This is a genomic window from Massilia mucilaginosa (assembly GCF_011682145.1).
Classification (GTDB): Bacteria; Pseudomonadota; Gammaproteobacteria; order Burkholderiales; family Burkholderiaceae_D; genus Telluria_A; species Telluria_A mucilaginosa.
This window is the reverse complement of record NZ_WHJH01000315.1, coordinates 1-303: the sequence shown is the minus strand read 5'-3', so window position 1 is coordinate 303 and position 303 is coordinate 1. Positions and strand designations below refer to the sequence as shown.

Sequence of the window (303 nt, the reverse complement as noted above, 5' to 3'; positions counted from 1 at the left end):
GGATCGCCCGAAAAATACAATCTCAAAGAAGAAATACCAGCTATCGCTACCCTTATTCCGCGCAAAATTGTCGGCGATTTCGTGATTCCATTTAATGCATCGTACGAGCAATTGAGCCAGCAACAGCGGCGTATGGTACGCAGCTGGTACCCCATGCTCGATGACAGCGATGAACCGCCCTACCCCGTGCGCGGTCTCGAAAGCGTGTATCGCGCCATTCACAAAGTCAATGCCAGGGACCCCGCTGAAGGCAAACTGAGCATGGTTGTCATGGTCGACAGCGACGGCAAGGCCACAGCGGCG

General features: G+C 54.5%; 1 protein-coding gene. It reads left to right on the top strand.

The genetic code is table 11. From position 1 onward, the window contains the following. The coding region (locus F2P45_RS35005) for a hypothetical protein (protein ID WP_166882746.1) at positions 1–303 on the top strand (303 nt) is incomplete at both ends.